The 23,176-nt window shown below is 65.9% G+C and carries 34 protein-coding genes and 3 pseudogenes; 23 read left to right on the top strand and 14 right to left on the bottom strand.

From position 1 onward, the window contains the following. Positions 1-36: 36 nt before the first annotated feature. The gene (locus DSD19_RS21355) at positions 37-369 is read right to left on the bottom strand and encodes a hypothetical protein (protein WP_133260355.1); all 333 of its coding nucleotides are present in this window, start codon (positions 367-369) and stop codon (positions 37-39) included. A gap of 87 nt (positions 370-456) precedes the next feature. Here DSD19_RS21355 and DSD19_RS04625 point away from each other — a divergent pair, with 87 nt between their 5' ends. From DSD19_RS04625 to DSD19_RS21635, 6 genes are all read left to right on the top strand, one after another. After that, a complete protein-coding gene (locus DSD19_RS04625) occupies positions 457-945 on the top strand; it encodes a hypothetical protein (RefSeq protein ID WP_113668687.1) in 489 nt (162 codons plus the stop codon). Between the two features lie 135 nt (positions 946-1,080). After that, positions 1,081-1,341, top strand: coding sequence for a hypothetical protein (locus DSD19_RS04630; protein ID WP_113668688.1), 261 nt, complete (start codon positions 1,081-1,083; stop codon positions 1,339-1,341). Further along, positions 1,338-1,520 (top strand): hypothetical protein, encoded by a 183-nt coding sequence (locus DSD19_RS04635; protein WP_113668689.1) that lies wholly within the window; start codon positions 1,338-1,340, stop codon positions 1,518-1,520. The genes DSD19_RS04630 and DSD19_RS04635 overlap by 4 nt, the downstream gene beginning before the upstream one ends. A gap of 2 nt (positions 1,521-1,522) precedes the next feature. Continuing rightward, positions 1,523-3,103, top strand: coding sequence for a DNA cytosine methyltransferase (locus DSD19_RS04640; RefSeq protein ID WP_113668690.1), 1,581 nt, complete (start codon positions 1,523-1,525; stop codon positions 3,101-3,103). Continuing rightward, positions 3,096-3,425: a hypothetical protein gene (locus DSD19_RS04645; RefSeq protein ID WP_113668691.1), complete on the top strand. Its 330-nt coding sequence runs from the start codon at positions 3,096-3,098 to the stop codon at positions 3,423-3,425. Before DSD19_RS04640 ends, DSD19_RS04645 begins: the two co-directional genes overlap by 8 nt. Beyond that, entirely contained in the window at positions 3,425-3,592 is a 168-nt protein-coding gene (locus tag DSD19_RS21635) for a hypothetical protein (protein WP_165828040.1), read from the top strand. The genes DSD19_RS04645 and DSD19_RS21635 overlap by 1 nt, the downstream gene beginning before the upstream one ends. Positions 3,593-3,677: 85 nt before the next feature. Here DSD19_RS21635 and DSD19_RS04650 read toward each other — a convergent pair whose 3' ends face one another. From DSD19_RS04650 to DSD19_RS04680, 7 genes are read right to left on the bottom strand one after another with little or no spacing between them, the layout of a single operon-like run. Then, entirely contained in the window at positions 3,678-4,322 is a 645-nt protein-coding gene (locus DSD19_RS04650; RefSeq protein ID WP_113668692.1) for a hypothetical protein, read from the bottom strand. Continuing rightward, positions 4,315-4,674: a hypothetical protein gene (locus DSD19_RS04655; protein WP_113668693.1), complete on the bottom strand. Its 360-nt coding sequence runs from the start codon at positions 4,672-4,674 to the stop codon at positions 4,315-4,317. Before DSD19_RS04655 ends, DSD19_RS04650 begins: the two co-directional genes overlap by 8 nt. A gap of 46 nt (positions 4,675-4,720) precedes the next feature. After that, on the bottom strand, positions 4,721-5,545 hold the full coding sequence (locus tag DSD19_RS04660) for a DUF1376 domain-containing protein (RefSeq protein WP_113668694.1): 825 nt from the start codon (positions 5,543-5,545) through the stop codon (positions 4,721-4,723). Positions 5,546-5,548: 3 nt separating this feature from the next. After that, positions 5,549-5,974, bottom strand: a complete 426-nt coding sequence (locus tag DSD19_RS04665; RefSeq protein WP_113668695.1) for a DUF1064 domain-containing protein — start codon at positions 5,972-5,974, stop codon at positions 5,549-5,551. 12 nt (positions 5,975-5,986) lie between these two features. After that, positions 5,987-6,571: a hypothetical protein gene (locus tag DSD19_RS04670; protein WP_113668696.1), complete on the bottom strand. Its 585-nt coding sequence runs from the start codon at positions 6,569-6,571 to the stop codon at positions 5,987-5,989. Beyond that, entirely contained in the window at positions 6,571-7,038 is a 468-nt protein-coding gene (ssb, locus tag DSD19_RS04675) for a single-stranded DNA-binding protein (RefSeq protein ID WP_113668697.1), read from the bottom strand. The genes DSD19_RS04670 and ssb overlap by 1 nt, the downstream gene beginning before the upstream one ends. Continuing rightward, the gene (locus DSD19_RS04680) at positions 7,011-7,208 is read right to left on the bottom strand and encodes a helix-turn-helix transcriptional regulator (protein ID WP_207802414.1); all 198 of its coding nucleotides are present in this window, start codon (positions 7,206-7,208) and stop codon (positions 7,011-7,013) included. The genes ssb and DSD19_RS04680 overlap by 28 nt, the downstream gene beginning before the upstream one ends. 157 nt (positions 7,209-7,365) lie before the next feature. Between DSD19_RS04680 and DSD19_RS04685 the strand changes: the two genes are divergently transcribed. From DSD19_RS04685 to DSD19_RS04755, 16 genes and pseudogenes are all read left to right on the top strand, one after another. Then, positions 7,366-7,674 (top strand): helix-turn-helix domain-containing protein, encoded by a 309-nt coding sequence (locus DSD19_RS04685; RefSeq protein WP_113668699.1) that lies wholly within the window; start codon positions 7,366-7,368, stop codon positions 7,672-7,674. A gap of 335 nt (positions 7,675-8,009) precedes the next feature. Next, positions 8,010-8,288, top strand: coding sequence for a hypothetical protein (locus tag DSD19_RS04690; protein WP_113668700.1), 279 nt, complete (start codon positions 8,010-8,012; stop codon positions 8,286-8,288). Further along, the gene (locus DSD19_RS04695; RefSeq protein WP_113668701.1) at positions 8,285-8,524 is read left to right on the top strand and encodes a hypothetical protein; all 240 of its coding nucleotides are present in this window, start codon (positions 8,285-8,287) and stop codon (positions 8,522-8,524) included. The genes DSD19_RS04690 and DSD19_RS04695 overlap by 4 nt, the downstream gene beginning before the upstream one ends. Then, positions 8,524-8,823 (top strand): helix-turn-helix domain-containing protein, encoded by a 300-nt coding sequence (locus DSD19_RS22705; protein WP_371412530.1) that lies wholly within the window; start codon positions 8,524-8,526, stop codon positions 8,821-8,823. The genes DSD19_RS04695 and DSD19_RS22705 overlap by 1 nt, the downstream gene beginning before the upstream one ends. Positions 8,824-8,923: 100 nt before the next feature. Next, a complete protein-coding gene (locus DSD19_RS04705; RefSeq protein WP_113668703.1) occupies positions 8,924-9,118 on the top strand; it encodes a hypothetical protein in 195 nt (64 codons plus the stop codon). Next, on the top strand, positions 9,115-10,083 hold the full coding sequence (locus DSD19_RS04710; RefSeq protein WP_113668704.1) for a YqaJ viral recombinase family protein: 969 nt from the start codon (positions 9,115-9,117) through the stop codon (positions 10,081-10,083). The genes DSD19_RS04705 and DSD19_RS04710 overlap by 4 nt, the downstream gene beginning before the upstream one ends. 8 nt (positions 10,084-10,091) lie before the next feature. After that, on the top strand, positions 10,092-11,144 hold the full coding sequence (locus tag DSD19_RS04715) for a transcriptional regulator (RefSeq protein ID WP_113668705.1): 1,053 nt from the start codon (positions 10,092-10,094) through the stop codon (positions 11,142-11,144). A gap of 86 nt (positions 11,145-11,230) precedes the next feature. Then, positions 11,231-11,593 carry a hypothetical protein gene (locus DSD19_RS04720; RefSeq protein ID WP_113668706.1) on the top strand — a complete coding sequence of 121 codons (363 nt, stop codon included), beginning with the start codon at positions 11,231-11,233 and terminating at the stop codon, positions 11,591-11,593. A gap of 26 nt (positions 11,594-11,619) precedes the next feature. Beyond that, positions 11,620-12,612, top strand: coding sequence for a DUF2303 family protein (locus DSD19_RS04725; RefSeq protein WP_113668707.1), 993 nt, complete (start codon positions 11,620-11,622; stop codon positions 12,610-12,612). A gap of 213 nt (positions 12,613-12,825) precedes the next feature. Then, the gene (locus tag DSD19_RS04730) at positions 12,826-13,389 is read left to right on the top strand and encodes a hypothetical protein (protein ID WP_133260356.1); all 564 of its coding nucleotides are present in this window, start codon (positions 12,826-12,828) and stop codon (positions 13,387-13,389) included. Beyond that, entirely contained in the window at positions 13,382-13,633 is a 252-nt protein-coding gene (locus DSD19_RS04735) for a hypothetical protein (protein ID WP_113668709.1), read from the top strand. The genes DSD19_RS04730 and DSD19_RS04735 overlap by 8 nt, the downstream gene beginning before the upstream one ends. Continuing rightward, complete coding sequence (locus DSD19_RS04740) at positions 13,626-13,946, top strand: hypothetical protein (RefSeq protein ID WP_113668710.1); 321 nt, start codon at positions 13,626-13,628, stop codon at positions 13,944-13,946. Before DSD19_RS04735 ends, DSD19_RS04740 begins: the two co-directional genes overlap by 8 nt. A 166-nt stretch (positions 13,947-14,112) precedes the next feature. After that, the gene (locus DSD19_RS21640) at positions 14,113-14,286 is read left to right on the top strand and encodes a hypothetical protein (RefSeq protein ID WP_165828041.1); all 174 of its coding nucleotides are present in this window, start codon (positions 14,113-14,115) and stop codon (positions 14,284-14,286) included. Next, positions 14,279-15,121: a DNA adenine methylase gene (locus tag DSD19_RS04745; protein ID WP_113668711.1), complete on the top strand. Its 843-nt coding sequence runs from the start codon at positions 14,279-14,281 to the stop codon at positions 15,119-15,121. The genes DSD19_RS21640 and DSD19_RS04745 overlap by 8 nt, the downstream gene beginning before the upstream one ends. Then, positions 15,118-15,309, top strand: coding sequence for a helix-turn-helix domain-containing protein (locus DSD19_RS04750; RefSeq protein ID WP_113668712.1), 192 nt, complete (start codon positions 15,118-15,120; stop codon positions 15,307-15,309). The genes DSD19_RS04745 and DSD19_RS04750 overlap by 4 nt, the downstream gene beginning before the upstream one ends. 791 nt (positions 15,310-16,100) lie before the next feature. After that, positions 16,101-16,454 (top strand): annotated as a pseudogene (locus DSD19_RS04755) (tyrosine-type recombinase/integrase); the annotation flags it as partial. Here DSD19_RS04755 and DSD19_RS04760 read toward each other — a convergent pair. The 5 genes and pseudogenes from DSD19_RS04760 to DSD19_RS04780 form a co-directional block, all read right to left on the bottom strand. After that, a pseudogene (locus DSD19_RS04760) lies at positions 16,420-17,438 on the bottom strand (IS3 family transposase); the annotation flags it as partial. The pseudogenes DSD19_RS04755 and DSD19_RS04760 overlap by 35 nt on opposite strands. 30 nt (positions 17,439-17,468) lie before the next feature. Further along, positions 17,469-17,566, bottom strand: a pseudogene (locus tag DSD19_RS22710) (IS5/IS1182 family transposase); the annotation flags it as partial. A gap of 3 nt (positions 17,567-17,569) precedes the next feature. Then, a complete protein-coding gene (locus DSD19_RS04770) occupies positions 17,570-17,773 on the bottom strand; it encodes a hypothetical protein (RefSeq protein ID WP_113668716.1) in 204 nt (67 codons plus the stop codon). Positions 17,774-18,415: 642 nt separating this feature from the next. Then, positions 18,416-18,790: a response regulator gene (locus DSD19_RS04775; RefSeq protein WP_075785881.1), complete on the bottom strand. Its 375-nt coding sequence runs from the start codon at positions 18,788-18,790 to the stop codon at positions 18,416-18,418. Further along, entirely contained in the window at positions 18,738-21,341 is a 2,604-nt protein-coding gene (locus tag DSD19_RS04780; protein ID WP_165828042.1) for a transporter substrate-binding domain-containing protein, read from the bottom strand. Before DSD19_RS04780 ends, DSD19_RS04775 begins: the two co-directional genes overlap by 53 nt. Positions 21,342-21,877: 536 nt before the next feature. Between DSD19_RS04780 and DSD19_RS04785 the strand changes: the two genes are divergently transcribed. Beyond that, complete coding sequence (locus tag DSD19_RS04785; protein ID WP_113668718.1) at positions 21,878-22,717, top strand: quinolinate phosphoribosyl transferase; 840 nt, start codon at positions 21,878-21,880, stop codon at positions 22,715-22,717. On the opposite strand, the gene DSD19_RS04790 is transcribed toward DSD19_RS04785, so the two are convergent. Beyond that, positions 22,714-23,103 (bottom strand): VOC family protein, encoded by a 390-nt coding sequence (locus DSD19_RS04790; protein WP_075785884.1) that lies wholly within the window; start codon positions 23,101-23,103, stop codon positions 22,714-22,716. The two genes, DSD19_RS04785 and DSD19_RS04790, sit on opposite strands and share 4 nt — an antisense overlap. Between the last annotated feature and the right edge of the window lie 73 nt (positions 23,104-23,176).

Consider the following 23,176-nt stretch of genomic DNA (forward strand, 5'->3'; position numbering starts at 1 on the left):
TCGCGCGCGCGTCGATCCTCTCCTCGCTCCCCTATGTTATGTAATGGCTTCACCTAAGCCCCTGAAATTTAAAGGTCGGGGCTCAAAATCTGAGAAAAAACGGGCCGTTTGTTGCCAGATTCCGCCGGTTTTTCCGCCTGGGGCGCGAAATCCGGCCGAACCGACCGCTTGCGCCAAGTTATTGAAGATAAAGGATTCTGGCTCAAAAAAACGGGATTTCTGCAAAGGCACGGCGGCGCTCAAGCGACCGCTTGAACCAGTCGCTTGGGTTAAGTGACTGATTAAATTGGCATGTGGGCATGAAAACCAGCGATAAACGGCGCGTTTTTCGTCCGTTTCTGCCCGTTTTCGCGTGACCTGCGCCGCCATCGCACTTGCCACATGGCAATGTAACATGTTACAAATAGAAACAGAGGGCAGGCTGCCCTGGCGAAGACATGACGAAAGGACGCTGGCATGGCCTCAAATGGCTTCATCATCACGAAAAGACCGCGAAGGCTCACCGCCGGGGTCGCGATCTATGCCGGGAGCGAGAGCTACCTCGTGCTCTTGCCCGGTGACATTCCTCACTGGGCGCCATCGCGCCAATCGGCGACCGCTTTCCCGACGCGCAATAATGCCGAGGGTGCAATCCGGGCGCATTTGTCGCCCGCAACTCCGCATTGGGCCATCGACGTGATCCCGCGGGTGCTCCCCTACGTCGCGGAGGAGCCGGAAGAGGCGACTGTCTGGAAAGACAAGATGGGCGCGGCGCATGACAGCCGCGAGGAGGCGATCCGGGCGAATTTCGAGGCCGATCTCTCCACGATCATCAGCGACATTCTCATGAGCAATCGCCAGCTGCCCGAGAACCGCCGAGAGGCTTTCCGTGCGTTGCTCGGGGTGATCGCCGACGAACACCCCGACATGCTTCGCATCCTCATGGGCGACCGCGAGGAGACCTGACCCATGGCCGGGTTCACCTTCATCGACTTTCTCGCCCAGCACGCTGGCCCTGTGCTGGCGTGCGTGATCCTCAACATCATCGGCGTCTCGATCCTCGTCTGGATCGCGGATCGCTACTGACGGGAGACAGAGACCATGCCCCGCATCTTCCGCGCGGAGACCAACCCCGACCACGATCAATTCTATGTCTCGGCCATCGAAGGCCCGCGCACCTACCTCGTGGCTGGACCCTATTCCAGCCATCGGGAGGCGCAGGACGCGATGCCCGAGGTCCGCGCTTTTGCCGAAGAGCACGATGGCCGCGCGCATTTCATGGCGTGGGGGACCTGCTCCACGGGCGAGGGGATTGCGACGCCGCTCGGCCGCGACTGGCGCATGAAGGCGGTGGCGGCATGACCATCGGGGATCTTGAGAGAGCCGCCGGCATCGAAGACCGCGACGCCTTCTGGGCGGGCTTCGCCTCGGTCACCGGCGAGGTGACCGTGAACGGCCGCACCTGCGACGCCGGGCTCGAAGCCGGGATTGCGCAACTGCGCTGGCTCGCGGACCAGCGCGACGGCGATGAGGAGATCTGACGATGCTGATCATCGACAGCTTTGCGGGCGGCGGCGGGGCCTCGACCGGGATCGAGATGGCTCTCGGCCGCAGCCCCGATGTCGCGATCAATCACGATGCCGCGGCGCTCGCCCTGCATGAGGCCAACCACCCGGCCACGCGGCATCTCAATTCCAATGTCTGGCATGTCGATCCAGCCGAGATCTGCCGCGGTCGCCGTGTCGGGCTCGCCTGGTTCAGCCCCGACTGCAAGCATCACAGCAAGGCCAAGGGCGGCAAGCCGGTCGCCCGCAACATCCGCGATCTGGCCTGGGTCGTCGTGCTCTGGGCGCGCCGGGTCCGGCCCGAGGTGATCGCGCTGGAAAATGTCGAGGAGTTCCGCGATTGGGGCCCGCTGACCGAGGCCAACCGCCCCTGTCCCGAGCGCCGCGGCCAGACCTTCCGCCATTGGGTCGGCGAGCTGCGCCGCCTCGGCTATCGCGTCGAGTGGCGCGAGCTGCGCGCCTGCGACTATGGCGCGCCCACGATCCGCAAGCGGCTCTTCCTGATCGCCCGCCGCGACGGCCGCCCCATCGTCTGGCCCGCGCCGACCCACGGCGCCCCGGACAGCCCCGAGGTGCAGGCGGGCCGCCGCGCCCCCTGGCGGACCGCCGCCGGGATCGTCGACTGGTCGCTGCCGTGCCCGTCGATCTTCGACAGCTCGGCCGAGATCCTCGCCCGGCACGGGCTGCGCGCGGTGCGACCCTTGAAAGAGCCGACCCTGCGCCGCATCGCCCGCGGCGTGATGCGCTACGTGATCGAGGCGCAGGAGCCGTTCCTCGTGACCTATGCCCAGCAGGGCGGCGCGGTGCGCTCGGGCTTCGACCCGCTGCACACCGTCACCGCCAGCGCCAAGGACCAGAACGCCCTCGTCGTGCCGACCCTGATCCAGACCGGCTATGGCGAGCGGCCGGGCCAGGCGCCGCGCGTGCCCGGGCTCGACCGCCCGCTCGGCACCGTGGTCGCGGGCGGCGCCAAGCATGCGCTGGTCGCGGCCTTCCTCGCCCAGCACAATGCCGGGGCGCGGATGCAGCGCCATGCCGGCCGCCCGGCCGGGGCCCCGCTCTCCACCCTCACCACCCGCGGCACGCAGCAGCAGATCGTGGCCGCGCATCTGATGAGCCTGCACGGCACCACGCGGCGCGATCAGCCCCTCGATGCGCCCGTGCCGACGCTCTGCGCCGGGGGCGGGCATGGTGCGCTGGTCGCGGCCTTCCTGCAGAAATACTACGGCGCGGGCACCGGCCAGGCCGCGGGCACGCCGCTGCACACGCTCTCGACCCGCGATACCTTTGGGCTGGTGACGGTCGAGATCGACGGCGCGAGCTATGCCATCGCCGATATCGGCATGCGCATGCTGACCCCGCGCGAGATGTTCCGCGCCCAGGGCTTCCCCGAGAGCTACCGGATCGACACCGCCCCGGACGGCCGCGCCTTCACCAAGACCGAACAAACCCGCATGTGCGGCAATTCGGTCTGCCCGCCCGTCGCCGCCGCCATCATCGCCGCCAATTGTGCCCACCTGGCGGTGCCTAAGCAGACAGAGGAGGCCACCAATGCCTGACACCCTGATCGCCACCGGCCGGTTCACCGCCGAGGTCACTCTGGCCATGGCCTGCCTGACGAGCCGTGAGAACGGCTCTGCCCAGAACCAATTCGGACAGAAAGGAACCGACATGACCGAGACCGTCGAAATAAAGCTCAGCATCGGGATGGGCCACCGCGAGGGGCAGGAGAGCCCCGCCACCGAAATCGAGCGTGTGCTGTGCGCCCTTGCCGGTCAGATCGGCCAGGGGCAGCTCGCCAACTGGCGCGCGCTGTGCGCGCTCGGCGGCGAGGTGATCGGCGAGGCGCACCTGCACATCCGCGCGGGGAAGGACGCCTGATGCAGACCCCTTATGTGAAAGGCACGGATCTGCGCATCAAGGGCACCATCGAGACGCTCGAAGCCTGCTATCCGCGATCCTTACACGTCGTCAGGCCCTCAAGGCGCGTGTCCGCGCTGCGGCGGGTCTTGAGCCAGCGGAATAGCGAACGCCTGCGCGGGGCATGATGCTCCCGGGCTGGGGGGAGGCGGGGTTCAGGCCCCGCCTTTCTTCTTGGAGCGCAGGTGGGCGGCGCTCGATCACGCCCCTCCATCATTTCGCCCTCGCCATCACGCGCGGGCCGACCGCCCGCTCAATGCCCGCGAGCTTCTCCAGCATCGCCCGGACCTCTGCGCGCTTCTCCTCGATGACCTGGGCCTGCTGCGCGATCACCTGCATAGCCGCCGCGCTGTCCTTGAGCCATGTCTCGGCCTGCGCGCGAAGCGCGGCCATATCCTCGTTGCCGCCGGCCGGGCCGAAAAACTCGTCGCGGAGCTGCGCCACCCACCCCGGCATGACGTCGAGAACATCGGCGACGGTCTCGTCCGTGTCTCCGGCCCGGTACCGCTGGGCATCCGTGTCGTAGCACGTCTCCAGCATCGACATGATCTCGCGCTTCTGCTCGCGGGTCGGTTCGCGCGGCGGGGTCTCGCTCGGTCGAGACGCCGTGTTGGTGGTCGTGGCCATGTCATTCTCCTTGCGCTTTGCCTCGCATGTCGGGCAAATCTCCTTGCCCTTCACGACGGCCCATCCCTGGGCAATGATCTTCTTTCGAACCTGCCCGGCGTCAGGCTCCCATTGCGCCTTTGGGCCACCCCCGATCCGCCGATAGGCGGCCACTACGGTATCCTCGGCGCCGCAGGCATCGCAGGTCAGCCGCGCCTTGTTGCGGCGCCCCCCCTTGATCCCTTCAATCATCCGGGCCGCCGGTGGGGATCCGCTTGACCAGGTGCCCGAACCCCGTCTCGCGCAGGAGCTCGGCCGCGCGTTCCGGGCTCGGCCGCTGCGCCCGCCGCTCCCGATCCGCCCGATCCTGTTCCATGTTATGCGCGGCCCCGTGGCGCCTGCGGTGCTCGGCCGCGCGGGCCGTCACGATGATCAGGCGGATCGCGGCGGGCGTCGGTCGTCGATCCGGAACGTCGCGGAGATAGGACAGGCAGGCCGCCTCGATCTCCTCGCGGGAGAACGGCTCCAGGACGGCCAGCCAGTCGCTGGCCATTGATTTCCCGACGGCCTCATCGCGCGGGGTGAAGCCATAATGCGTCAGCATCGTGGAAATGCGGCCTTTCAGCCAGCGCTCCTCATCTATCGGCCGGTCAGTCGCTGCAGAAACCGCGGATGAACGGGTCGTTGATGGTAGGTGCTCGGGCATCATGCTCCCCCCCTCGGGCTGGTGAAATCCTCATCGGCTCGGCTCGTGCCCGGGCGCATCGCTTCATCGCTGGGGTGAAAGCCGAGAAAGAACGTGGCGGGTCATTCGGATCCCATCGGAGGCATGCGTCGCGCACCGTCTCCACGATGTCGTTCTCGGAAAGGCCCAGGTCGGCTTTCCATCGCTCCATGACCAAGGCGTCCGTTCGGTCCCCGATCATGTGCCCGCCCGCCGTCATGGCCGCCGCCGGATCGCGGAAACCCATTGCGAGGATCACGCGATCGCGCAGCGTCTCTCCCCAGCCCGGCGGCAGCACCTCGGGCTCTGACCGAGCCGCCGGGGCCAGCTGGCGCGGCCGGGCGGCAGGTTCTTCCTCGCCGTCCTCGATGTCGAACATGTCGGGCTCGGCCGCCCGCCGAGACGCCGCGGATTTACGCCCGCCCTTGCGGCCGTTCTTTCGGTTGGTCTTGGACACCTCTTCGCGCGTGCGGCATAGCTCTCGGGCCCGGCGGTTGGAGATTTTGCCATCCTCGGTCAGGTCGAGCTTGCCCTTCGCGATCAGCGCCTCGATTGTGCGGCGCACTGAGGCCGGGCCCATGTCCTTGATCTCCGCGCCGATCCATTTCGCGTCGAACTCGATCTGGCCGCCGCTGGCATATATCTTGTCCAGCGCGAGACAATAGACGCACATTTCGCGCGCCGTGAGGCCGATGCATCCCTCCACAAAATCCTTGGGGTATCTCGGATACCAGGAAGCCCCGTGACGCATGGCTCACCCCACGTCCTGGCGCTGGATCTCGGTGATGGTGACCCCTTGGGCGGCGAGGATCGCTTTCTTGAGCCGGTAGACCGCCGTCTTTGTCGGTTTGCTTTTCACGTCCTCGATCACGCGCCGGCCGTCGCTCGCGACATAGCCGAAGTCGCCTCGATAGGTCAGCGCGCGGCCGTTCTCACCGCGCACCGGCTCGCCACTCGGGCCGATCAGGGGGATGCAGGGCTGCAATTCCAGATCCGTGATCTCCCCGGCGCGCTCCATCAGGCGCAGTTCGGAATACCGGTCCGCTTCGAGCTTCGAGTCGAACTCGATCCCGTCGCGCCGGGTGCGCCTGTTGCGATACTTCGCCTTCCCCTTGCCCTCTCGACTGCGCGCCAGGAGCGCCCGGTATTCCTGCACCGTGATCTTCGCAACGTCAGCCATCATCCGCCTCCATCAGGAGATCGGGCTGGCGAAAGTCGGCGCGGTCGAGCCAGCGAAACGACGGTTCCGGGTGCGGCCCGAGGCCGGGGCGCGAGCGCGGATCGCGCCGGTCCCATCCGCGCGCTTGAGCAGCAGCGCGCAATACTCCCAGCCGGGCAGGGCGAGCGTGTGCCGTAGCCAGCGGCCGTGCCCGTCGCGGGCGTTGATCTTGTCGTAGGGCGGGTTGGTGATGATCGCGGGCGCCGCCGCTTCTGTCGTGTCGAGGAAATCGCCCAGGCAGGTGATGGCGTGCTTGCGCTGAACGATGTCGCCGCCCCGAACCGGCACGCCGAAAGCCTCGATCTCGCGGGCAAGGTCTCCATCGCCCACGGCGGGCTCCCAGACGCGCCCCAGCGCAGCGATGCAGTCGCCATCGGCCGCCAGCAGCGCGCGGATGGCCTCGGGCTGACCGGTCGGATAGAAGTCGTCCGCGCGGCGGACATCGCGCGCCGGCGCGCGCTGATCCGGCAAATCTGGAAAGGCCGCGATCTGCCGGGCATCCCGCGGGCGCTTGGCCTTGGTCGCCCGAAAGAGGGATTTCGCGGAAGGGGCAGGCATCAGAACGGGATCTCGTCGTCTTCGAGGTCGCCATAGGCCGATCCGCTGGGCGCGCTGCTTCCATAGCCCCCACCGCCCCCGTAGCCCCCGCCATAGCCGCCGCCCTCGCCATTGCTCTCGCGCTTGTCGAGCGAGAGCAGTTGGCTCTTGTAGGGCCGCAGGGTGATCTCGGTCGTGTAGCGATCCTGGCCGGACTGGTCCTGCCATTTGCGGGTCTCGAGCTGGCCTTCGATATAGACCTTCGAGCCCTTGCGCAGATACTGCTCGGCGAACCGCACCACCGGATCGGAATAGATCGCCACCGAATGCCATTCGGTGCGCTCGCGTCGCTCGCCGGTGTTGCCGTCCTTCCAGGTCTCTGAGGTGGCAATCCGCAGATTGCAGACCTTGCCGCCCGATGGGAAGCTGCGCACCTCTGGGTCGCGGCCCAGATTGCCGATCAGGATGACCTTGTTGACGCTAGACATTGGCCCTCCTGCGGCTCCGGTTCAAACCATGCGGAAATCGGCACGCCCGTCGCCGCCCTGATCTTCTCCATGGTTCGCTTGCCCGGCTCTCGCTCGTCGGACAGGATCAGGCAGAGGTAGCTGCGGCTGATGCCGATGCGCGCGGCCCACTGGCCCTGCGTCAGCGTCACAGGATATTTTTCGATGAAGGATCTTAACGGGTTTGCCATATGTCACTATATGTAACATTACGCATTCCCGGTCAACATGTGGCTTGGCTGAACAGACTATTTAACCCGGCGGGGCGCTTGTAATAGTTACTGGCATTTCCACCCACGGTGAGGCGTGATGCGAATATTGATACGAGAGGCCCGCGAAGCGGCTGGAATTACCCAAGGTGAACTTGCTTCCAAGCTGGGGATTTCCCGCTCTTACCTGACGCAACTGGAGCTCGGGAGGCGAAAGCTCACATCGGAGCGGCAGCTCGACATCGCGCGCGCTCTCGATGTGGACGCGGCCTCGCTTGTTGATTTTGAGGCCCCATCACAGGTCGAGGAAGACGAGCTTATCGAGGCTTTTCGGCGGTTATCCCCAGAGCGCCGTCAGGGTTGGCTCGACCTGGCGCGGACGATCCACGCGGATCACCACCGCAAGTAACGGCCTCGACGAACCTGGAGCGCCCCTCCGGCCCCATTTCCTCTATGAGCCTGCGGAACTCTTGGTCCTGCTCCTGCGCCGTCGCTTGGGCGGCGCGCGCATGATTTTCGTCGCACATATCGTCCCTCAAAAAAAGTGTCATTCGTAGGGCTGCGCCGACACCGGAAGGCGGCACTGATTCGGCGCAAGCCGCTATCTACGCGCTCCGATATGGGCTCCCCATGGCCCCAAGTGCCGCGTTCATTGATGTTACCTGTTGCAAAATGTGACTAACAGTGTCAATGTCGCAATTGTCGGCGCGCGCCGACTGCGACACATTTTGCAGGGAATACAGCATGATTTTCCAGATTTGGTTCCAGCCGCATGCGCAGATCACCAGGCCGGCAGTGCCGTTTGTTCTCGTCGATCTGCCTCGCATCGAGACTGTTTCCGACTTGTTCGTGGCCATGGGGGAAGACAGCCCGCTCGCAGGTCACCGGCTTCAAACCCGGTTCGGAGAAGAGAGGGGCGTGCGCTTGATCTTGGGGCGCGAGCCGCTCGCCTTCCGCGCTGGGGCCATTGAGCGCGCCGAGCGCCCCACCTGGACGATGGTCGAGGAAGGGGCGGCGGCATGAGCGCGGGCTGGTCTGGCGTTTATTGGCTGGTGATGACCGACTTCGGACCCGCCGGCATCGGCGCGCCCGATCCCGCTGCGACATGGGACGACGCGCTGGACCAGCTCGCCGTCGCTGCTGACGAGGACCGGCCTGCCCGAGTGTTCCGCCTCGATTTGGACGCCTCGGCTATCACTGAGGTCACCGCAGAGGCCCAGCTTGGCCTGCAAGATCGCGTGGCAGGGAGGGCGGCATGATGGTTGCCCTTCGGTCCCCTTTCTGGCCAGACGCCCCGAACCTCCTCACTCCGCGAGAGCAGGACCTCCTCCAAATTCTCTTGGAAAGCGAGGGCTGGCTTGTCGCAATGGAGCGTATCCACGCGCGCCTCTTTGGCATGTGCAGCGAAGCGCGTGGAGATAGTGCCGTGACGGACCTGATTTGGCGGTTGCGCGGGAAGACACGCAACCGTGGCGTCGTCATCACGACCGTTCGCGGCCGTGGATACATGGCTCAGCGGGATGATGGCGTCATGTTTCCATGGGAGGACGCAGCATGACCGCGCGTCTCGTGCTGCCGCTTGTCGGTTATTTCGCGGTGGCGGCTCCTTTTGCCGTGCCGCGGCTGCTCGACGCGATGAACAGCGGCGGGGGGGTCTGATGGCCCTCAATACGGAACAGCGCGCCGCGCTCCACCGGACGCTGCACAATGCGCTGACCGCCGCCCCGCGCCACCTTCTGGTGCGCTGGCTGGCCGTGAACCTCTCCGACCATCTGACGGCGGAAGAGCTGGGGGTGCTTTCCGGCCATCTGCACATGGCCGCCCACACCAAAGCCCGACAGGAGGCAGCATGAACGTCCAAACCCGCACCGCTTGGCTCGCCGAGCGCCGCACCGGCATCGGTGGCTCCGACATCGCGGCCATCGTCGGGCTGTCCCGCTGGGCCACGCCTTACGATGTCTGGCTCGACAAGACCGGCCAGGCCGAGGATTCCGAGGAAACCGAATTCCAGTATTGGGGCACCGTCCTTGAGGATGTCGTGGCCAAGGAATACGCGAAGCGCACCGGTCAGAAGGTGCAGCGCGTCAACCAGCGCCTCATCCACCCGGAACTGCCCATCGCCGCGGCGAATATCGACCGCGCCGTCGTGAACCCTGCGATCCGCGGCAATGTCCGCTGGATCGACGGGCGCCTGACCACCGACCGGCTCCTGGAATGCAAGACCGCCGACCGCTTTGCCGCCGCCGATTGGGGAGATCCGGGGTCCGACGAGGTGCCGGAATACTATCTGATCCAGACCCAATGGTACATGGGCATCACCGGCGCGGCGGTCGCGGATCTGGCGGTCCTGATCGGCGGCAACGACTATCGCGTCTATACCATCGGGCGCGACGACACGCTGATCGCCGATCTGCTGGAAGCCGCGAACGATTTCTGGCGCGATCACGTCGAGACCCGGGCCGCGCCCGACCCGCAGACCATTGCCGACGCCAAGCGACGCTGGGCGCGGCACATCGCCGGGACAAGCGTCGACGTGGAATACTCGACGCTTCTGCGCGCCCGCCGCATGAACGAGGTCAAGGAGCAGATCAAGGCCCTTGAGAAGGAGGCCGACGCCTGCGCCCTCGATCTGATGCGCCAGTTCCGTGACGCCGAAACCCTGCTCCACGCTGGCGACAAGGTGGCCACTTGGAAGACCCAAGAGGCTGAACGGATCGACGTGAAGGCGCTCCGCGCGGATCACCCCGATATTGCCGCGCTCTATTCGACCAAGAGCGAGACCCGCGTCCTGCGTCTCGCGAAAGCTGCCAAGGAGTAAACCTGACCATGAACACCCAGACCGCACACGCGCCCACACTGGCGTCGATCTCGACGCAGGAGGGCGGCCCCGTTTCCCTCGGCGGGCTCACCCCGAAGAACCTCGAGCAGGCTCTGCAGCTTGCCGAGATTCTCGCCAACAGCTCCATCGTCCCGAAGGACTATCAGGGCAAGCCCGGCAACGTGCTCGTCGCCATCCAGTGGGGCATGGAATTGGGCTTTTCGCCGATGCAGGCGATGCAAAATATCGCCCCGATCAACGGCAGGCCGTCGCTGTGGGGCGATGCCGTGCTCGCCCTGGTGCGCTCCTCCGGCCTCATGGTCGCGTTCAAGGAGTGGGAAGAGAACAGCGACACGGACAATCCTGTCGCCTTCTGTTACGCGAAGCGGGTGAACGGCGAAGAGCGCACCACGTCGTTCAGCCAGGAGGACGCGAAGAAGGCCGGCCTTGCCGGAAAGGATGGACCGTGGCGCAATTATACCAAGCGCATGCGCCAGATGCGCGCTCGCGGCTTCTGCCTGCGCGATCTCTTCACCGACGTTCTCAAGGGCATGCCGATCGCTGAGGAAGTCCGCGACATGCCGACCGACATGCGCGACATCACCCCGGACGCCGGAGGCGAAGGGGCGGCCCCCGCAACCAAGACAGCGGCCGTGCAGCGGAAGGTGGCGCAGAAGAAAGCCGATTCGACATCGGCCGGGCCGACGCTCGAAGCCGTGCTTGCCGCGATCAATGCCGCCGACGACGAGGAAGCTTTGAAGGGAACCGCGGCAGACGCGGCCAAGATCACGGACGAGAGGGATCGCAAGGTCGCGCGCACGCGGTACAGCGAGCGCCTGACGGAATTCCGCGCCGCCCAGAATGCGCAGGACAACCAGGACCGCGCGCCGACGCTGGCGGAGGCCATCACGCGCGATCTGAACGCGGTATCCGGCCCGGCCGATGTCGAGGCGGTCATGGGGTCCTACACCAACCACCTGCTGGAACTGCGCGACGCTGACCCTGACGCCTACGACCGCATCATGCAGCTCGCCGATGAGCGCGAGTCGCTCACGAAGTAGCGCCGGATTCTGGGCGTATCCGGCGCTTCCGCCCCGGGCCGGTTCCTCCCCCGGTCCGGGGCACCCATCCCTGAAAGGACAGACCAATGAGCACACCCGAGTTGCGCACGCTCGATCAGGTCCTCTCTCTGCTCGACGGAGGCGATTTCCTCTCCGGCCTGCTCGAAGAGAACCGCAACCTGATCCAGGCCCTTCTGACCCACCAGCGCGAATATGGCGGCGCCCCGAAGGGGTCCCTCACGATCAAGCTGAACTATCAGCTCGACCGCAAATGCACGCTGCAGATTACCGGCGACCTCGATGTGAGGAAGCCGAAGGAGCCGAAGGCTTCCACGACAGCGTGGATCACCGCGGACGGCTTCGTCACGCCGTCCAACCCCAACCAGATGCGGATGGAGGTGCGCGATGCCGGTGGGCACCGTGAACTGCGCACCGCTGGCAGCGAGTAAATCTCAGGATCGAAAGGACAACCAACATGGTCGAAACCATTACCAAAGAAGCCGCCAACATCGCGCAGACCATGCGCGAGACGATGGAAGACCTCTGCAACGTGCAGGACATCACCCGGCCGACTGACGCGAACCCGCTGCGCGATCCGGTCATCGTGTCCGTGCCGACCGGGCAGAGCCTGCATTACCTGACGGACGCCCACCGGGCGGCGCTGGAATATATCAAGCCGACCCGGCGCCGCGGCATCGCCACGCACATGACGCTGGAGAGCCTGATCGGCTGGGCCAACCGCTTCAAGGGCGAAACCTCTGTTCTCTACGTCAACCCGGACCCTCAGCGCCCGAGCCTGACCTGCATTGCCGATTACCATGCCGCTGGCGCGGCCGATGTCGGCGCCCTGGGCGACCCCTCGGCGCGGCATTGTGCGCACCAGGGCGTCTACCGGTTCCCGCTCTCGAAAGAGTGGAAGTTCTGGACCGCGATCTCGGGAAAGGGCCTCGACAAGGACGAGTTGGGCGAGTTGATCGAGGAGCACGCCAAGGATGTGCTCGATCCGACGCCCTCGCTGATGAACCCGGGCACCGTGGAGCCGTCCGAGCCCTGGGAAGAGCGGATGCTCGACATCGCGCAGCGGATCCAAGGCCGGTTCGCGCAACTGTCCCGGCTGCTCGATCTCTCCAAGAGCTTCCAGATTTACGAGACCAGCAATCTGGAGGTGCGGACGAACCGCGACACCGGCGAGCAGTCGGTGCAGTTCGTGAACGAGCACAAGGATGTGGATGGCAAGCCCATCGCCCTGCCGAACCTCTTCATGCTCGCCATTCCGGTGTTCGAATCCGGCGCCCTCTACCGCGTCCCGGTTCGGTTCCGCTACCGCAAATCCGGCGCGACGGTGAAGTTCATCCTCTCGCTCTACGACCCGGAGAGCGCCTTTGACGATGCGCTGGACGAGGCCGTGAACACCGCCATGGAAGCGACGGATCTTCCGCTTTTCGCCGGTACGCCCGAGGCCGCGTAAGCGCCCACCGGCTCGATTTTCACAAAGAGAGCATCCGCCGCCCCGGTGAGATCGACATCGGAGCGGCGATTTCAGCGGACGGGCATGAGCTCGACTGCGTTCAGGTTTTGAGGGATCAAAGATGAAGACCGTCTTGGGAATTCTGGGCCTTGCCGCGCTGTTCGGCACGCTTGTCGGCATGTCGGCGGCGCTGGTCGCCAACGGACCGGGGGCTTGGTGATGGGCATCCTGCAATGGCAAATCCACGAAATGGCTTGCACGGCCGACGGCCCGCTGTTTGGGCAACTGCGCGTCGAGCGATGGCTCGACGGCGGCCCGTGGTTCGCTTACGGGGTCTTCGCCGGTGAGCGTCAACGCATCGCCGAGGGCACGTTCAACGGCGGGTTCCAGACCGCCGAGGAGGCGATGGCGGCGGTCGACGCCAAGGTGCTGACCGCCCTGCGCGGCATCCAGACCAACGGTGTAGCAGCCATTGCCGACGAGCGCCGCAGGCAGATCGAGGTGGAGGGCTGGACGCCAGAGCACGACGACGCGCACGACGAATTCGAGATGTCTTTGGCGGCTGCGGCCTACGCGGTCAGCGGGACTTTGGGGCCTTCCGCGCTACTCGATCAGGCGACGCAGGACGCTATCCGCAAGACGTGGCCGTTTCAGGCGCACTTGTTTCGCCCCACCGGAGGACGGAAGGACCTCGTGCGCGCCGGCGCCCTGATCGCTGCCGAGATCGACAGGCTGGATCGGGCCGCGCTCAGGCAGGAGGAGGCGGCCAATGCCTGATCCCGCTTCCGACACCGCGAAGATCATGGCTCGCATCGAGGCGCTGGTCATGACGGCCGCCGTGAACGCCGCCAATACCGGGGGCGATCACGCCACTGCGGCGACAGACCTCATGTGCGCATTCGTTCTGATTTCCATGCGGATGGGCACGCCCCCGGAAGAGGCAATCGAGATTTCGAGCCAGAACGCCATCGCCGCCTGCCGGGATTTCTGGGGCCAAACCGGGAGGAAGCTCGATGCCTGACAGCCTGGTTGACCGCCTGCGCGGAAAGTACGCGATGGGGCCGCACCTGCCCAACGGAAAGCCGGAATTCGGCTGGCGCCAGTTTGAGGCGCCGACGATCCAGCACGAAGCCGCGGCCGAGATCGAGCGGCTGCGGGACATCCTTATGGGCATTGAGATCATGACCGCGACCGGCGCGGGGCTCGACCCGAAAGAGACCATCGACATCCACCTGCTCGCCGCCGAGGGGCGGTCGGATGACCCGCATGCTTGGCGGGCCGATCCTGCTGCAATTGCCCGACTTCGCGTCGTGCTTAGGCAGGCGGGCGAGTGATGCCCCGAAAGAACGCACGCCCGGCGGCGCGTAAGGCCGCAAAGAAGCGGAAGCAAATGGCTGAGGCGAAGGCCAAAGAGCCGAAAGTCGGGCTGATAGCCCACCACGGGCATGGCGGCATGGCGATCCTCGCCCTGCTCGCGTCCAGCGGCCTTAGGAGAATGTGATGGTCTGGTGGATGGCTTTCCTCATTTGGATCGGAGGCTTTGAGGAGGTCTACGGCGGAGCGCGCGCGCAAGGCGACTCGTGGCTGGCATCCGTCATTGCCGCAGCGGGGTGGCCCTATCTGCTCGGACAATGGATTGCCATGAATATGCTGGAGGACCGGGAAGATGGCTGAGCACGTGGCCGTCTCCCGCCCGCCGCTGCGCTGGCACGGCGGCAAATGGCGCCTCGCGCCATGGATCGTCGCCCAGTTTCCCCCGCATGACTGCTATGTCGAACCCTTCGGAGGCGGCGCCTCGGTGCTGCTGCGCAAGCCGCGCGCCGCGCTCGATGTCTATAACGACCTCGACGGCGCCGTGGTCGCCCTTTTCCGCATCCTGCGCGATCACCCTGACGAGTTGATCCGCCGGGTCGAGTTGATGCCCTTCGCCCGGGCCGAGTTCGATGCCGCCCAGGACCCGGGCATGATACCGAAGGACGAGATTGACCTCAGCCTTCGCCTGCTCCTGCGCTCGCACATGGGCTTTTCCAACGCTGGGGCCTGCGGCCGCGGCGGACACCAGAAGACGGGCTTTCGCGGTCGCGGCATCCGCGCCGGGACCACCCCGCCCGAAAACTGGCGCCGGTTCCCGCCGGTGCTGCGCGAGGTGGCCGAGCGGCTGCGCGGCGTCGTCATCGAATGCCGGCCGGCGCTCGACCTGATCGCGGCGCAGGACGGGCCGTCGACGCTCTTCTATCTCGATCCGCCCTATCTGCCCGAAACCCGCGATGCTGGCGCCGATTACACGCACGAAATGACCGAGGCCGACCATGCCGATCTGCTGGCTGCGCTGGGATCGCTGCAAGGTGCGGTGGTGCTGTCGGGCTATGCCTCGCCGCTTTACGACCGCGCGCTGGCGGGCTGGCACCGGATCGAGCGGCCGACCTTCGCCGATGGCGCCCGCCCGCGGACCGAGGTGCTGTGGATGAACCGCGACCCGGCGCTGCCGCTTTTCGGAGGACAGAAATGACCGACCGCACGCAGCAACCGATCTACGTCCGACCGAAGGATGCGGAGAAGATGTTCGGCGTGAGCCGCACAACCTTCCATCGCTGGCTGAAAGAGGCCGGGCCAGCCATCACGTCCCGCAAGTGCGGGAACATCAGACTGATCCGCCGGGAGGACCTGGAAAACTGGCTTGAGGCCCGGGGTCAATGAAAACCGGATGGTATGCTAGATGGTATGCTGGACAGGTGATGGTGATAAAAAGGAAATAAAATCAATGGCAAATGGTGCGGACCACCCGCACCAAATACGCGCGCCGCTGAATCTGGCCTGCGCGAAACCGCGTGAAATCAAAGACTTTTGATATATTTGAGGGGCATGCGGTTGCATCTGGCGCGCATGGTTGGGCATTGTATTACCCACAATTTGCGCACGGTGGGCAAATGGTCGGCATCACACGGCATGGGAACGGCTGGCGTGCACAGGTCGCGCGTCGCGGCGAGCGGCGGTCCAAAGCATTTGCGACCACGCGCGGGGCCCAGGATTGGGCCGTGCGGCAGGAGCACCTGATCATGAATGCCAGCGTGATCGCGGCCGATCAAGCTTTCGGGATGCTTCTGGATCGCGATGCCCAGGAGGTCAGCCCGACCAAGCGGGGCGAAAGGTGGGAGGTGGTCAGGCCGAAGCGCCTCGGGCGCGACGACCTGGCCAAGGTCCGCCTGAGCGCGCTCCCCCCCAGCGCATCGCGGACTGGCGCGACCGCCGGTTGCTTGACGTGGCGCCGGTGTCGGTCAACCGCGAATTGTCATTGCGGAGCGCTGTGTGCGAGTTCGCGCGCCGTGAATTGGGGCTGCTGCAATCGAACCCGGTGCGGGACTTCCGCCGCCCGCCGGACCCTCAACCGCGCAACCGCCTGCCAACGGATGATGAGATGAAGCGCTTGGCCGTCGTCGCCGGGCCGGATCTGATCCGGTCGGGCGCGCGCCTTTCATGCCTTTCGATTCGGCCGCGAGAGGGCAATGCGCGCGGGCGAGATCTGCGGTCTGACCTGGGAAAGGACCGATCCGAAGACCCGGGTTGCCCATTTGCCCATGACCAAGAACGGCCATTTCCGCGACGTTCCGTTGACCCGCGCGGCGGTGGATCTTCTGCAAAAGCTGCCGCGAATGGATCCGGTGTCTGGCATGACAGCCGGTCGGCTTGATGCGAACTGGCGCAAGCTGCGGGCTGCGTCGGCTGTCGAGGATCTGCATGTCCACGACAGAGGTGGTTCGGTTCGTTTGAACAGTTTCGAGCCGTTTCCCAATTGGATTTCGCGCTCGGTTATGCCGCGACCGGGATTGCCCGTGGCGGGGTGAGATAGGCCAGACCGGGTGTCCGCCCGTCCAGCGATGAATGCGGTTTCCTCGTGTTGTCGAACGCCAGATAGCAGGCCAGCCCGTCCCGGGCGGCGGTCACGCCTTCATGGGCGCGCAGGTAGACCTCCTCGTATTTGACGCCGCGCCAGAGCCGCTCGACGAAGACGTTGTCGCGCCAGGCCCCCTTGCCATCCATGCTGATCTGGATGCCGGCGTCCGTCACTGCCTTGATGACGTCCATGGACGTGAACTGGCTACCCTGGTCCGTGTTCATGATCTCCGGCGCGCCGTATCGGGCCATGGCCTCGTCCAGCGCCTCCAGGCAGGGCCCGGTTTCCAGCGCGACTGACAGTCGCCAGGCCAGAACCTTGCGGCTGAACCAGTCGACGACCGCCGTCAGGCAGACGACCCCCCGGGCCATGGGCACATAGGCGATGTCCATCGCCCGGACCTGGTTGGAGCGGGGCACGGCCAGCTTTCGGAGCAGGTCGGGATGGATCTTGTGTCCCGGCGCCGGCTTCGAGGTGCCGGGCCGGCGATGGAGGACCTCGATGCCCATCCGTTTCATCGGCGTGGCGACATGCCGCCGACCGGTGGTGAAGCCCTCCTGGCCCAGCAGCCCCTTCAGCATCCGGCTGCCCGCGAAGGGGAAGTCCATGTGCCACCCGTCGATCCGGCGCATCAGCCGCAGGTTCTCCGCGCCGGTCGGGCGAGGCGCGGAGTAGAGGCTGCCGCGGCTGATCCCGAGCAGCTCGGCCTGACGGGTCAGGCTCTGCCTGTGCGCGCGGTCCGTCATTTCCTCGCGCTCGGCAACAGACCGGCCTTGGCGAGCGTTCCCCCTAAGAAACCGGTCTCCAGCGTGAGCTGGCCAGTCTTCGCGCGCAGCGACGTGACGTCGATCTCCGGCTCCTTGCTTCCCGGTTTGTCGTCGAACAGGTCAGCAACGCTTTCGAGGAGCCGATCCTTCCACTGCTTGATCTGTGAGGTGCCCCTAGGCTCCAGACTCATTAACCCTCAAAGCCAGAAGATGACGGTTGCGGCGAGGGCATAGCGGAGAGGAAGGTCTTCGCGCATCTGTCGTAGCGGGTTGCGATGCGGCGACAGCCCGACAGGTATTACGCCAGGATGACCGCGCCGACGATCCAGGGGGCTTTCCTTAAGCCGAGAACCAGAAGCGGCGTCAGAAGCGACATGACGAAAAGGTCGCGCAGGAAGCTCGGATAGACCAGCTTCGACTGGTCCGTGGCGGCCAGCAGGGCATCCCGTGGCGGGTAGGTAACGCCGGGCAGGACACAGGCGACAAGGTTCCAGATCGCCATCGGCAGAAGCAGCGCGCGCGGACGAGCGCGGCGGCGACATAGGACCGTTTCGCGAAGAAACTGACCATGAAATAGTCCGAGAGTGTGGACAGAAGCGGCACGCTCGATCGTCCGAACGTATCCAAGAGGATGATATCCACGACGCGAAAACCTGCCCCCGGAAGGGTGAAGACGTGAAGGTGGACGTAGGACATGCACAGGATGCAAAGAACGCGAGCCGCGTCGGGCCGAAGCTACGTCATGTGCCAGACAACCGTCTTCTCGCCCCATGGACGCGGGGGACCTGTAGGCTGCCGGGCGTCCGCTTCACTATCGTTTGCTCCTGCTGTCTTGTGTCAACGACGGGGACGATCCCGCAGGTCGTTTCGTTGCGGACGGATCGTTGCCGACACGGGCGCGGAACCGGCAGGGCGGCGCGCCGGGGGCGCACTCCCGTCTCGGCGCGGCAGGCAGTGGGGCCGGGCATCAAAGGTTGCGATTCCGACTCGGGCCGTGCGTGCCCCCTTGGCCGACAGGAGCGGGGTCCCGCCTCGTGCCCCTGGCACCGGCCCCGCGCGGTGCTTGCCCGGAGTGCCGGTGGCAACGGCCGCCCGACGGCCGCCGGGCCGCGGAAAGGGCAGGGGACCGAGGCGCGCCGACGCGTCAGGAATTGACCAGCGTGTCGAGCCGGGCGATTTCGGCTTCGCCGATCGGTTTTCGCAGAAAGCTGCGTACGACGGGATAACTTTCCGCCCGCTCGACATCGGCCTCGCATTCCGAACTGGTCAGGATGACCACCACTGACCCCTTCAGATGATCCGGCCAGTCCTCGGCAATTTCTTCGAGAAACTCGAACCCGTTCATGCGCGGCATGTTTATGTCGATAATGAGGGCGTCAATCTTGGGGCAATCCGGGGCGCGCAGGAAATGGATCGCGTCCTCGGCCATGCCGAATTCAAGCATCCTGTCGACGAGGCCGGTTTTATTAATAAGCCGCTTTACCATCTTCCGTTCGAACCGGCAATCGTCGACCATCATGAGCGTGTTGATCACCGTTCTTCTCCTTGAGGAAGATCGTGAAGCAGCTGCCATTCTCGGGTGCGGACTGTACCACAATGCGTCCACCATGATTGAGGCTGACTCTTTGACAAATGGCAAGGCCCAGTCCGCTGCCGGGATACAATTCGGTGTCATTGAGGCGGGTGAAAACCTGAAAGATCCGGCGATGGAATTTCGGGTCGATCCCAATCCCCCGATCCGAAACGGAAAACGCGACCATTCCGTCCGGCGCCGCCACCGGCTCTATCTCGATTCGGGGCGGCACTCCGGGGCGGTGAAACTTGATCGCGTTACCGACGAGGTTTTGCAACAATTGATGCAGTTGACGCGAATTGCCCACGAGGCCTGGCAGGGCCCCGACTCGGATCTCGGCGCCGCTGGCGGCGATGTCAGCGGTCAGGTCCTGAAGCACGTCGGCCGCCACCTGGCACAGATCGACCGGTTCGACTGTGGCCTCGCCGCCGACCGCGCGCGTGTAGTCCAGAACGTCGCTGATCATCCGGCCCATGCGTTCGAGAATTTCCTTCATGTCCGTCACCAGCTGCACATCGTCTTCCGGGAGCTTTCCGACAATCGAGTCGGTCAGGGCGTCGGCGATCAGCCTCAGCGTGCTGATCGGCGACTTGAGATCATGCGAGGTGGCATAGGCGAAATCGCGCAGTTCCGAATTGGTCCGCTCGACAATGGCGATCTGGTCGCGCAGCTCGGCGTTCAGCGTCTCGATCTCGGCCAGGTGCCTGCGTTCGCGGGTGACATTCAGCACCATGACCAGGATCGACCCGCCGGTCAGGGCAAAGCTCGACCAGCGGTAGCTTTGCCCCGACGTGGTGCGGAACTCGTAGGAATAGCCGTCGGTCAGGGCGGGACCCGACAGGCCTGCGGCCAGCGCGGCGGGGGATTTGGTGCCCCAATGGGCGGCATCGGCCTCGATCAGCGCGCTGACCACCTCGCGATAGACCGCGCCTTCGCGGATCAGCTCCGGGCCCGAGGGGCTGATCGCGCGGGCGGCGGTATTGGCGAACTCGATCCGGCCGTTCGGGGCGACCGTCAGAATACCCAGCGGAATCCGCTCGATCATATTGGCGGTGAAGCGCAGGCGCTCTTGCTGGATGCGGTGGCGCTGAAACGGGATATAGCCCAGCGCGAGAACCGCCACGCCGCAGATCGCGGCCAGCAGCGACAGTACGCGGCCTTCCGTCCAGAACCCCCGGGGATCGAGCCAGGCGGCGCGCAGATCCTGATAGCGCTGCGAGGCCAGATAGCCGGGCATCACCAGGTTCAGGGCCTCGCGGATCGAGGGCAGGCCCCGCCGCAGTGCCGGCGCCAGATAGGTCGTTTCCAGCGGATAGTCGACCTGAACGACCCGGTCCTCGCGATGCATCTCGGACAGGGTGCGGCGGAGTGCGGTGCTTTCGACCACGATCGCATCGATCCGGCCGTCCAGCAGCGCCGTTACCAGTTCGGCATAGGTTTCGAAACGCCGGACGTCGCTGGAATGGCGGCGGGCGACCGCGATCGCGACCCCGGCCCCCCAGGCGCCGACCCGCGCATTGGCCAACCCGTCGAACAGGTCCCGGCTGTCGCTGCGCACGAAGACGCCGATATCGATGGCCTGGATCGGCAGCGCAAAATCCATTCTCTCCCTGCGTTCCGGGGTGATGCCGACCAGGGGCAGGATGTCGATGCTGCCCTGCGGGCCCTTGGCCCAGACCTCGGGCGGCACGGGCACGAATTGCAGCTGAAGCCCCAGCAGCTTGCCGAGATCGCGGATCACCTCGACCGCAAAGCCGGTGGTCGATCCGTCGTCATTGACCTGGGAAAAGGGGGGCAGGTTCACGACGCCCACGGTCAGCACATCGGGCAGGGGCGGCGGCGGATCGACGAACCACTGCCGCCGCAAAGCGGCGAGCGTTCCGTTGGCTTCGAGCGTGTCGATGGCGGCGTTGATCGGGCCCAGCAGATCGGCGCGGCTTTTATGGATGGCGATGACCCGCTCGATCGGCTTGACGGGCGGTCCGACGGCGGCAATCCGGTTGTCCAGCCGGACGCCATGGGCCAGCCCGGCCATCCAGTCCTCGGCCAGCAGGGCGCCGTCGATCTCGCCCGACAGAAGCCGGATCAGCAGGGCATCGGCGTTCTCGAAGACCACGGGCCGGTTGCGGTCCAGCACCTCGGACGACCCCGAGCCCGCAAATTGCCGGACCGTGCCGATGCGCTTGTTCACCGGGGTCACGAACTCCGGGTTGGCGTTGTTCTCGATGCGGATGAAAAGCCGGACCTCGGTCCGCCCGACCGGTTTCGAGAAGAGGTTGGTTGCTTCCAGCGCGGGAAGGCGCGCGATGGCAGTCATCAGCGTGGTTTCGCCGTCGATCTGGGCCCGGATCCGCGGTTGAAGACCGTCGAAGCGCCGAAGCTCGACGGGCACGCCCATGGTTTCGGACAGGGCCCGGACCACGGCCGCCGAGAACCCGGTCGCTTCGCCATCGTCGCCGATCTGGCCGAAGGGGGCATTCTCGAGCCATCCCGCCACGATCGGCGCCGACGCGGCTGCGGGGGCGGTCTGCTGGGCCGTCTGCGCGGACAGGGGGGGCGGAAGACAGGCTACGAGACAAAGAAGCCCCGCAACAAGTGCCCACGCGCCTCGCCAGATCGCCGAACCTGAATCCCGACGTTCCAATTTGGTCTCCGACCTTCTCTCCATCCGCCAGAGTTAGGCAACACGTCTTGCCGTTAGGTTAACCGGGCCATGGTAGCAAAGAGTTTCCGCATTCCAAAGTGGGGGATTCACGGTCCCTCCGGGCCGGAAATCGGGCCGGAAACCGGGCGGGCAATCTGGCGGGCAATCTGGCCGCAGCTTGCGGCCCGGCCTGTGTTGTCAATCCGACAAGTCGTGTTCGGCCCCCGACCGAGCGGAAATAAAAATATTTAAAAACAGTATTTTATAACTTGGCACGCGACGTGCTTTGTCTTCGATATGAACTTTTGATATATAACGGGGATGCGACGCCCGGTGTCCGCCGGACCGAGCGACGCCCCGATGCCGCGCAACGGAAGGATCGGACCCAGATGCTGCTGCTTGACGATACAGCCCTCGCCTGCCTCTTGAAACGGGAGACGACCGCCGCGCTTTCTGTCGGCAGCGGGCCGGACCGGCCGGGCCGGATGACCTCGGTCGCGATGCGGGCCCGACGCAGCGGTACGATTTGCGGCACCGAAGAGGCCGCGCGGATGTTCGCGCTGCTGGGCTGTGCCGCGGATATTGCCGCCGAAAGCGGAACGCGGGTGCGGCCCGGCGATCTGCTGATCGCGGCGCGGGGGCCGGCCGAGGCGCTGGTGCGGGCCGCACAGGCGGTGCAGACCCTGCTGGAATGGGCCTCGGGTGTCGCCGACAGCGCCGCGCGCATCGTTCAGGCCGTGCGCCGGGCCAATCCCGCGGTGGCGGTTGCCTGTCCCCGCAAGGCCATCCCCGGCGCGCGGCCGCTGGCGCTGAAGGCCGTGGCGGCGGGGGGCGCTGCGATCCACCCGGCGCTGCAGCCCGATGCGGCGCTGGTGCTGGCCGAATGCCGCGCGCTTGGCGGCGCCGAGACGCTGACCGACCGGATCGCGGGCCGGCGGCTGGCGGCGCCAGCCGCGCGGGTCGCGGTCGAGGTGCGCGACCGCGACGAGGCGCTGGAGGCCGCGGGCTTCGGTGCCGACATCCTTCTGTTGACCCGGATGGCGCCCGATGCGGTCGCCGCCACCTTGCGCGCGCTGGGACCGGGCTGGCCGGGCGAGGTCCTGGCCGCCGGGCCGATCCCCGCCGAGGCCGCCCCGGCCTACGCGACAAGCGGTATTCATGCCCTGGTCACCTCGGCGCCCTATCACGCGCTTCCGGCCGAGATCGAGCTGGTCTACGAGGCGGGCTAGGCGGGGGGGCAGGCGGGTTCCGAAATCTCGATCAGGTTCAGGTCCGGGTCGCGCAGATAGATCGACCGGATCGGCCCGGTCGCCCCGGTGCGCGCCACCGGCCCCTCGACCGGGCGGAGGCCGCGCGCGGCCAGCGCCGCGATCACCTCGTCAAGCGGCCGGTCGGCCAGAAAGCACAGATCGAGCGCGCCCGGCACCGGCAGATGCGCCTTGGGCTCGAACTCGTGGCCCTTGACGTGGATGTTGATCTTCTGACGCCCGAAGCACAGCGCCTTGCGCCCCGCGCCGAAGGTTTCCAGCCGAAGGCCCAGACCCTCCACATAGAAGGCCAGACAGGCCTCTTCGTTGGCGGTGGTCAGCACCAGATGATCGAGCGCGGAAATCATTGCGGCGCCACTCTGCCATGGCCGCCCCGCCCAATGAAAGGTTGATTTTTTCGCGCGCAGGGCGCACTCGTCA

The organism is Rhodovulum sp. BSW8 (assembly GCF_003314725.1).
Classification (GTDB): domain Bacteria; phylum Pseudomonadota; class Alphaproteobacteria; order Rhodobacterales; family Rhodobacteraceae; genus Rhodovulum; species Rhodovulum visakhapatnamense.

Excerpts from the sequence above, each read along its gene's own strand:
- DSD19_RS21355 (WP_133260355.1), bottom strand. The coding sequence starts at position 369 with ATGGCGGCGCAGGTCACGCGAAAACGGGCAGAAACGGACGAAAAACGC.
- DSD19_RS04625 (WP_113668687.1), top strand. The coding sequence starts at position 457 with ATGGCCTCAAATGGCTTCATCATCACGAAAAGACCGCGAAGGCTCACC.
- DSD19_RS04630 (WP_113668688.1), top strand. The coding sequence starts at position 1,081 with ATGCCCCGCATCTTCCGCGCGGAGACCAACCCCGACCACGATCAATTC.
- DSD19_RS04635 (WP_113668689.1), top strand. The coding sequence starts at position 1,338 with ATGACCATCGGGGATCTTGAGAGAGCCGCCGGCATCGAAGACCGCGAC.
- DSD19_RS04640 (WP_113668690.1), top strand. The coding sequence starts at position 1,523 with ATGCTGATCATCGACAGCTTTGCGGGCGGCGGCGGGGCCTCGACCGGG.
- DSD19_RS04645 (WP_113668691.1), top strand. The coding sequence starts at position 3,096 with ATGCCTGACACCCTGATCGCCACCGGCCGGTTCACCGCCGAGGTCACT.
- DSD19_RS21635 (WP_165828040.1), top strand. The coding sequence starts at position 3,425 with ATGCAGACCCCTTATGTGAAAGGCACGGATCTGCGCATCAAGGGCACC.
- DSD19_RS04650 (WP_113668692.1), bottom strand. The coding sequence starts at position 4,322 with ATGATTGAAGGGATCAAGGGGGGGCGCCGCAACAAGGCGCGGCTGACC.
- DSD19_RS04655 (WP_113668693.1), bottom strand. The coding sequence starts at position 4,674 with ATGCTGACGCATTATGGCTTCACCCCGCGCGATGAGGCCGTCGGGAAA.
- DSD19_RS04660 (WP_113668694.1), bottom strand. The coding sequence starts at position 5,545 with ATGCGTCACGGGGCTTCCTGGTATCCGAGATACCCCAAGGATTTTGTG.
- DSD19_RS04665 (WP_113668695.1), bottom strand. The coding sequence starts at position 5,974 with ATGGCTGACGTTGCGAAGATCACGGTGCAGGAATACCGGGCGCTCCTG.
- DSD19_RS04670 (WP_113668696.1), bottom strand. The coding sequence starts at position 6,571 with ATGCCTGCCCCTTCCGCGAAATCCCTCTTTCGGGCGACCAAGGCCAAG.
- ssb (WP_113668697.1), bottom strand. The coding sequence starts at position 7,038 with ATGTCTAGCGTCAACAAGGTCATCCTGATCGGCAATCTGGGCCGCGAC.
- DSD19_RS04685 (WP_113668699.1), top strand. The coding sequence starts at position 7,366 with ATGCGAATATTGATACGAGAGGCCCGCGAAGCGGCTGGAATTACCCAA.
- DSD19_RS04690 (WP_113668700.1), top strand. The coding sequence starts at position 8,010 with ATGATTTTCCAGATTTGGTTCCAGCCGCATGCGCAGATCACCAGGCCG.
- DSD19_RS04695 (WP_113668701.1), top strand. The coding sequence starts at position 8,285 with ATGAGCGCGGGCTGGTCTGGCGTTTATTGGCTGGTGATGACCGACTTC.
- DSD19_RS22705 (WP_371412530.1), top strand. The coding sequence starts at position 8,524 with ATGGTTGCCCTTCGGTCCCCTTTCTGGCCAGACGCCCCGAACCTCCTC.
- DSD19_RS04705 (WP_113668703.1), top strand. The coding sequence starts at position 8,924 with ATGGCCCTCAATACGGAACAGCGCGCCGCGCTCCACCGGACGCTGCAC.
- DSD19_RS04710 (WP_113668704.1), top strand. The coding sequence starts at position 9,115 with ATGAACGTCCAAACCCGCACCGCTTGGCTCGCCGAGCGCCGCACCGGC.
- DSD19_RS04715 (WP_113668705.1), top strand. The coding sequence starts at position 10,092 with ATGAACACCCAGACCGCACACGCGCCCACACTGGCGTCGATCTCGACG.
- DSD19_RS04720 (WP_113668706.1), top strand. The coding sequence starts at position 11,231 with ATGAGCACACCCGAGTTGCGCACGCTCGATCAGGTCCTCTCTCTGCTC.
- DSD19_RS04725 (WP_113668707.1), top strand. The coding sequence starts at position 11,620 with ATGGTCGAAACCATTACCAAAGAAGCCGCCAACATCGCGCAGACCATG.
- DSD19_RS04735 (WP_113668709.1), top strand. The coding sequence starts at position 13,382 with ATGCCTGATCCCGCTTCCGACACCGCGAAGATCATGGCTCGCATCGAG.
- DSD19_RS04740 (WP_113668710.1), top strand. The coding sequence starts at position 13,626 with ATGCCTGACAGCCTGGTTGACCGCCTGCGCGGAAAGTACGCGATGGGG.
- DSD19_RS21640 (WP_165828041.1), top strand. The coding sequence starts at position 14,113 with ATGGTCTGGTGGATGGCTTTCCTCATTTGGATCGGAGGCTTTGAGGAG.
- DSD19_RS04745 (WP_113668711.1), top strand. The coding sequence starts at position 14,279 with ATGGCTGAGCACGTGGCCGTCTCCCGCCCGCCGCTGCGCTGGCACGGC.
- DSD19_RS04750 (WP_113668712.1), top strand. The coding sequence starts at position 15,118 with ATGACCGACCGCACGCAGCAACCGATCTACGTCCGACCGAAGGATGCG.
- DSD19_RS04770 (WP_113668716.1), bottom strand. The coding sequence starts at position 17,773 with ATGGCGATCTGGAACCTTGTCGCCTGTGTCCTGCCCGGCGTTACCTAC.
- DSD19_RS04775 (WP_075785881.1), bottom strand. The coding sequence starts at position 18,790 with ATGATGGTCGACGATTGCCGGTTCGAACGGAAGATGGTAAAGCGGCTT.
- DSD19_RS04785 (WP_113668718.1), top strand. The coding sequence starts at position 21,878 with ATGCTGCTGCTTGACGATACAGCCCTCGCCTGCCTCTTGAAACGGGAG.
- DSD19_RS04790 (WP_075785884.1), bottom strand. The coding sequence starts at position 23,103 with ATGATTTCCGCGCTCGATCATCTGGTGCTGACCACCGCCAACGAAGAG.